This is a genomic window from Nostoc sp. WHI (assembly GCF_015714725.1).
Taxonomy (GTDB): Bacteria; Cyanobacteriota; Cyanobacteriia; order Cyanobacteriales; family Nostocaceae; genus Nostoc.
The window spans coordinates 23,853-30,233 of sequence record NZ_WBKM01000015.1 but is presented as its reverse complement, the minus strand read 5'-3'; the positions used below and the strand labels follow the sequence as shown (position 1 = coordinate 30,233).

The 6,381-nt window shown below is 39.4% G+C and carries 6 protein-coding genes and 1 pseudogene; 4 read left to right on the top strand and 3 right to left on the bottom strand.

The genetic code is table 11. From position 1 onward, the window contains the following. Positions 1-37 precede the first annotated feature (37 nt). The gene (locus F8S12_RS01420; RefSeq protein ID WP_196514443.1) at positions 38-364 is read right to left on the bottom strand and encodes a hypothetical protein; all 327 of its coding nucleotides are present in this window, start codon (positions 362-364) and stop codon (positions 38-40) included. A 448-nt stretch (positions 365-812) separates the two neighbouring features. Here F8S12_RS01420 and F8S12_RS01415 point away from each other — a divergent pair, with 448 nt between their 5' ends. Together F8S12_RS01415 and F8S12_RS01410 are read left to right on the top strand one after the other, a co-directional pair. Then, positions 813-2,465: an ABC transporter substrate-binding protein gene (locus F8S12_RS01415; protein WP_196514445.1), complete on the top strand. Its 1,653-nt coding sequence runs from the start codon at positions 813-815 to the stop codon at positions 2,463-2,465. A 237-nt stretch (positions 2,466-2,702) separates the two neighbouring features. Next, positions 2,703-3,728 (top strand): ABC transporter permease, encoded by a 1,026-nt coding sequence (locus F8S12_RS01410; RefSeq protein WP_196514442.1) that lies wholly within the window; start codon positions 2,703-2,705, stop codon positions 3,726-3,728. Positions 3,729-3,744: 16 nt separating this feature from the next. Here F8S12_RS01410 and F8S12_RS42200 read toward each other — a convergent pair whose 3' ends face one another. After that, positions 3,745-4,113, bottom strand: a complete 369-nt coding sequence (locus tag F8S12_RS42200) for a hypothetical protein (RefSeq protein ID WP_442946778.1) — start codon at positions 4,111-4,113, stop codon at positions 3,745-3,747. A 335-nt stretch (positions 4,114-4,448) separates the two neighbouring features. Here F8S12_RS42200 and F8S12_RS01400 point away from each other — a divergent pair. Both F8S12_RS01400 and F8S12_RS41470 read left to right on the top strand, forming a co-directional pair. Further along, positions 4,449-4,538: pseudogene (locus F8S12_RS01400) on the top strand (IS1 family transposase); the annotation flags it as partial. A gap of 64 nt (positions 4,539-4,602) precedes the next feature. Then, complete coding sequence (locus F8S12_RS41470) at positions 4,603-4,737, top strand: hypothetical protein (RefSeq protein WP_269144758.1); 135 nt, start codon at positions 4,603-4,605, stop codon at positions 4,735-4,737. A gap of 99 nt (positions 4,738-4,836) precedes the next feature. Here F8S12_RS41470 and F8S12_RS01395 read toward each other — a convergent pair whose 3' ends face one another. Then, positions 4,837-6,324 carry a pentapeptide repeat-containing protein gene (locus tag F8S12_RS01395; protein WP_196514441.1) on the bottom strand — a complete coding sequence of 496 codons (1,488 nt, stop codon included), beginning with the start codon at positions 6,322-6,324 and terminating at the stop codon, positions 4,837-4,839. Positions 6,325-6,381 lie beyond the last annotated feature (57 nt).

Genomic DNA, 6,381 nt, shown 5'->3' with positions numbered 1-6,381 from the left:
AACTAATGCCCAATGCCCAATGCCCAATGCCCAACTTTTACTGAACCACCAATTGAATATTTTGCAGTTCACACTTCGTCTCAGCTGTAGCCAGACGTTCGATTACCTGTTCAGCACTCATCAAACGCTTGAGTACTACTTGACCTATAGTCTGACTAGTGGATACTGGTATTGTTGGCTTTACTTCCACGGTTAAAATGGCTTCTTCAACTCGATAAAGCCACAGCAATTCGTTTTGTTCTGCTAGACAAATATTCATTCGCTGAATATCTGGTTGACGTCGCCATGCGGTTATCTGCCAGAGTCCATCGGATGCCCACACTCTGGCAACTGCCCATCCCTCAGATAGAAAGAAATACTTCACGGTTTTAGTCTCACTATTAGCCTTTCAATCTGCTGTCCACGATATCGCGATCGCTTTATTCGCTGATGTAGAAAAATTAGATTTTGTAAGTATAACCATGTAACCCATGCAACCGATTTCTACAAGAAACCGCTCTTTAGGCGTTTATACCCAAGCAGCAACAGGCTAAGTTTTAATGTACACTACTTGGGCTGTTGTCAGAGCTTAACAAAGCTATTCCCTAGTAACTGTGAATTTACAACAAATTTTATCAATGTTTTAAATCTTAATTAAATAAAAATTTTTCAGTATTTTAATGAATGTCAAAGTCTCTATTTTTGTCAATGATTTTTTGTAACAAACAAATGCAATCACTTAGTAGCAATAAACTTAACTTATGAAGTTGATTCGCACAAGAGCCACAAATCTAGTAAAATTGCTAACCGCTAATATCAAAAATCATACTACTATGACCTGGTTTTCCTTGTTTGCGAAACGGTGGGGTCGGATTACACAATTCCTATCTTTGTTCAGTCTATGTTTATTTTTAGTTGTTAGTTGCGCTCCTGGTCCTAAGCCTTCTACCCCACCATCTGGTTCTGTAAATAGCCCAACAGGTGATGGTCGGATTACTATAGGTACAACAGCGAAACCGAGAACACTTGATCCTGCTGATACTTATGAGTTAGCATCTTTGGGTTTGGTGTTTAATATGAGCGATCGCCTCTACACCTACGAACCAGGAAGCATAGAAATTAAGCCCCAACTAGCCACAGCATTACCTAAAGTTAGTCAAGATGGCTTAACTTATACCATCCCCTTACGTCAGAAAGTGGTTTTTCACGATGGAACTCCCTTTAATGCCCAAGCAATGGCCTTTACCATCCAGCGCTTTATTGAAAATAAAGGAAAACCATCCTTCTTACTAGCTGATACAATAGATTCCGTGAAAACCACAGGTGAGTATGAGTTAACAATCAAGCTGAAAAAGCCCTTTGCAGCATTTCCCTCACTGCTGGCGTTTCCTGGGGTATGTGCAGTTTCGCCCAAAGCTTACGAACTCGGTGCAGGTAAATTCAAGCCAAATATTTTTGTTGGAACTGGCCCTTACAAGTTAGCGCAGTATGGTACCGATTCACTGCGATTTGATGCCTTTGATCAGTATTGGGGAGAAAAACCAGCTAACAAGGGTGTTAACGTCCAAATTCAAACCAGTCCGGTTAATTTATTTAATGCTTTTCGTACAGGTGCAGTGGATGTAGCTTATCTGTCGCTGCAACCAGATCAAATACGGAGCTTGGAAGAAGGTGCGAAAAAAGGGGATTGGCAAGCGATCGCGGCTCAGGGTAGTGTAGTAAGCTATTTCGTATTAAACCGGAATCAAAAACCTTTAGATAAATTAGAAGTAAGACAAGCGATCGCGTCAATAATTGACCGTCCACTTTTAAATGAGCGAGCGTTACTTGGTCAAGCGGCTCCGCTTTATAGCATGATTCCTACTACGTTTAATGTATCTGTGCCATTATTTAAAGATAAATATGGTGATGCTAACTTTGATCAAGCTAAACAATTATTAACTAGTGCTGGTTTCTCCAAAGAAAATCCGGCAAAAGTCCAAATTTGGTATCCTTCTAGTTCGCCTACTCGTAGTTTGGCAGCACAGACACTCAAATCTCTTGTTGATACCAAGATGGATGGAATATTGCAATTTGAAGTTACCCCTGCGGAAGCTCCTACCTTTTTTAAAGACATTTCCAAAGGATTATATCCAGCAGCTTTACTTGATTGGTATCCAGATTTTTTAGATCCAGATAATTACGTCCAGCCGTTTTTATCTTGTAACAAAGGTTCAGTTACTAAAGGATGCGAAGATGGAGGCAGTCAAACTCAGGGTTCGTTCTACTATAGCGAAGCTATAAATAAACTGATTGATCAGGAACGCAAAGAACAAAACCCCGAAGCGCGTCAGAAAATTTTTACCGAAATTCAAACGCAAGTAACAACTGATGTACCTTACGTTCCTTTATGGCAAAGCAAAGACTATGTATTTGCCCGAAAAGGTGTTAGCAACGTACAACTTAACCCTACTCAAATTCTGGTTTACCAGACAATTAAAAAGTAGTCATTAGTCATTAGTCATTGGTCATTGGGCATTGGGCATTGGGCATTATAGCGGTTTGCAGTTGAGTCCAATACAGACCTAACTCCCAACCCTTTGCCTACAAGGGAAAGCAAGTAAGACTCAAAGCCTCTCTCCTTGTAGGAGAGAGGTCAAAACTGTACTCAAACGAGAACTACTATAGTAATTGGTCATTAACAAATGACAAATGACAAATAACAAAGGACAAATAACTAAAATATGTCTCGCTCTAAAGCCTTACAATATTACATTGTTTCCCGATTGCTTCTCGCGCCACTTCAGCTATTAACTATCATCACCATTGTATTTCTCTTACTAAGAGCAACACCAGGAGATCCAGCAGATGCAATTCTTGGTGGACGTGCGCCCGAAGCCGCTAAAGAGGAATTACGAAAACAACTCGGTTTAAACCTTCCTCTGTGGTTACAGTACCTCAATTATTTGGCAAGCATACTGCGTTTTGACTTAGGAACCTCTTTAATGAGTCGAGGACAAAACGTTTGGGACATAATTGGCCAATATTTCCCGGCGACGGTGGAGTTAGCAGTATGCAGTATGGCGGTTGCACTCATCGTTGGGATTTTAGTTGGTACTCTCTCAGCCTCTCGTCCTGGAACATATTTTGATGTCGGTGGGCGCTTATTTGGGATCATCACCTACGCACTCCCCATGTTTTGGGCGGGAATGCTTTTGCAGTTGATTTTCTCAGTCCAATTGGGTTGGTTTCCTAATTCCAACCGCTTTCCGCCCAATCTTCCGGCTCCCATTCCTGTAACTGGATTGTATACAATTGATAGCCTACTCGGTGGAAACTTTACCCAGTTTTTCACATCTTTGCACCATCTTGCCCTACCGAGTCTCACACTAGGAATTTTGCTCAGTGGGATTTTTGAGCGGATTGTGCGAGTGAATTTAAAGCAAACCTTGCAAGCAGATTATGTAGAAGCCGCTAGAGCTAGAGGTATTGGTGAAAATAAGATTTTAGTCTCCCATGCTTTAAAAAACGCGCTAATTCCGGTGATTACAGTCTTAGGATTAACTTTTGCTTCTCTATTGGGTGGGGCGATTTTGACAGAGGTAACATTTTCTTGGCCTGGGTTAGCTAATCGATTGTATCAAGCGATCGCCGATCGCGATTATCCCACAGTTCAAGGAGTACTCGTGTTTTTTGGTGCGATCGTTGTGAGTGCCAGCATTTTAATTGATATTTTGAATGCTTATGTAGATCCCCGAATTCGATATTAAGCTGCTTGACATTTTGTTAATTTTCTTGGGAAATACCACTGGCTAAAATACCAAGAATTTTATTCACATCTTTGAGATAATATTCGCTTAAATCAATGCTCAATGTTTGTTTTTCTAGTTTTAGGAATTGCCAAATACTGCCCGTTGTGACTGCACCATAAATTATTTTAATCTCACTTGCCGCTTGCTCATTAAAAATTTGGGCTGCTACCATTTCGGCTGCACACTGACCTAAACCCGCATTAATATTTTCTTTTTTAGCTTCTACAACTGTAATTACTGGGGCTGTCAAAATTAGAATTTCTGGAGATTTCGTAATAATAAAATCGCAAGTGCCGTTTAATCCTTTGCTATTATCGACAGTGAAATCTACACCAGAAAACAATCCAATTTGTTCTCGTAATTGTCGGCGTAAATCAACTAAAATTGGAGCAATAATTAACTCAGAACGCGCTTTTTCACTATTACTACCTAAAGCGATCTCCAGGTTATAATTGAGTGTTTCTACAAGTAAATTACTCCCTGCTAATTCAGGAACTTCGGCAAAAATATTGCGTTTTTCTAATGTGCTTAAACTAAACTCTTGTTTTGTTTTGCTTTAGCTAAACTAAACTCACTGTAAGCCATAAAACTACTACTCGCTTTCGCTTTTAAACAGAAGCTTGAAATTACTGTCCAACATCTAAGTTAAAGTAGAAACTACCGTTAATAATTCTGTAGACATTATGCTATTCCAAGTCAGAACAAATGCTGAGATGCTCAATTAAATTATTAGTTCACTATTTAAAGTATCAAACCTTACCTTTGTAAACCCATTCATCCCACCATTTAGCAACGCCCCCAATTGAATTGGAGTAGCAGCACCTTAAAAAAGATGAACTATGTGGGCAAATATTTGATGATGAGTACTACCATTGCTTACGCCGTGATTGATGGCGTTAAAGCTAGGGAAGAAAAAGGCAACTACAGTACAGAACGTATTAACTTTGACTCTAATCGCTCTGGTTAAGTTTTCGTTACATAGTTATAAATTTTCCCGCCCACTTACTTACGCTAATTTTTTATTGTTAATGTGTTTTTTTAATCTGAAATTTGTGTTTTATGTGGCTTACTTAATTTCAACCATCCCTTTGTCTTGTGGCTTAAATTCCTTGGTAAACTTTGTTGCCTTAGAATACTTAGCGCCCGTCAAATGAGTTTCACTCAAATCAGCTTCACTCAAATTAGCGCTCGTCAAATCAGAGTAACTCAAATTGGTCTTCTTCAGATTAGCACCTTGCAAATCAGCCTCCGTCAGATTAGTCACTTGCAAATCAGCGCCCGTCAAATCAGCGCTCGTCAAATCAGAGTAACTCAAATCAGAGTAACTCAAATTGCTCTTCTTCAGATTAGCCCCTTGCAGATCAGTCTTTGTCAGAGTAGCCTTCGTCAGATTAGCCCCTTGCAAATCAGCATCTGTCAGATTAGCCTTTTGCAACTTAGCGTTTCTCAAATCAGCTCCTAGATTCAGAACTGAGGGTAGAGGTAAATTGGGCAAAACCCTTTTTAGGATATTATTAAAACCTTGACTCTTATTTTGATCACTGGAGCTTAAATATCCTAGAGATGCTTCCTTAAGATCAGCACCCCTAAGATCAGCATCTTGAAGTTTCGCTTTGCTCAAGTTTGCACCTTGTAATTTAACACCATTCAAACTGGCACTCGTTAAGTCTGCATTACTGAGATTAATTCCGCTCAAGTCTATACCACTAGACACTTGGATTTTTTTTAAGGTATTTCCTTTATCTCGGAGTTGTTCGAGTGCAAATCGACTGATGCCTCGAACTTTGTCATTATCAGATTGCAAAATTTCCCAAGAACGATACTGCTCTTCCAGATTTAATTTTGGTGGCTGGAGGGCATCGTTTATATAGGCAATAACTGCGATCAGAATAGAAAGGCGACCTATTTGTTCGAGTAGGGGAAAAATATCCATTTCCTTGGTTAAAATATTTAATTTTTCTATAGAAGGCTCAACTTTAAACCAAAGAAAATTTTGCCACCAAGAAGACTGTCGTTTAGCCTGAAGCTTCTGCTTACGATAATCCTCGAACATTTGGTGAAAGCGATCTTCCTCGATCCCGTAAGAGTCTTTCGCACTCTTGACTGCCTGAGTTAATCGATACTCTCGAATAACCTTGTCACCAATCAGATCGATAATGTCAAACTGTTCTATCAATTCTTTGATTTTCTTTTTCTCCTCAGAGGAAATCAGCAACTCTTTAAAGAACTTGTCTATATTTTCTAGTTCTTCAAGCTTAAGTTCTCTCCGAAAATCGTTTATTTGATTCTCAGGAATCAAATAAATATATTTACAGTCAACTCCTTCAAACTTGGTTGTGTCTGTTACCTGCCAGTTTTGAATACAAATACCTGTAAGTTTAGTATTACTGAGATCTGCACCATCAAGCTTGGTGCTAACGAGTTTCGCATTTTCGAGATTAGCTCCTCGTAGGTTAGCATCAGATAGATCCGTCCCTTCAAAATTAGCGTTAGTGAGATCAAAATCACTTAGGCAGATCCCCCTAAGTTCAAGATAAGCGAAGTCTTCGCCCATCTCAATTCGGAATTTGCTTATAAATTGAACCCTAACTAATAGACAAGATATTTTTAA

What these genes read in the sequence shown, in the direction of transcription:
- F8S12_RS01415 (WP_196514445.1), top strand. Translation starts at nt 813, where the DNA reads ATGACCTGGTTTTCCTTGTTTGCGAAACGGTGGGGTCGGATTACACAA.
- F8S12_RS41470 (WP_269144758.1), top strand. Translation starts at nt 4,603, where the DNA reads ATGAACTATGTGGGCAAATATTTGATGATGAGTACTACCATTGCTTAC.
- F8S12_RS01395 (WP_196514441.1), bottom strand. Translation starts at nt 6,324, where the DNA reads ATGGGCGAAGACTTCGCTTATCTTGAACTTAGGGGGATCTGCCTAAGT.
- F8S12_RS01410 (WP_196514442.1), top strand. Translation starts at nt 2,703, where the DNA reads ATGTCTCGCTCTAAAGCCTTACAATATTACATTGTTTCCCGATTGCTT.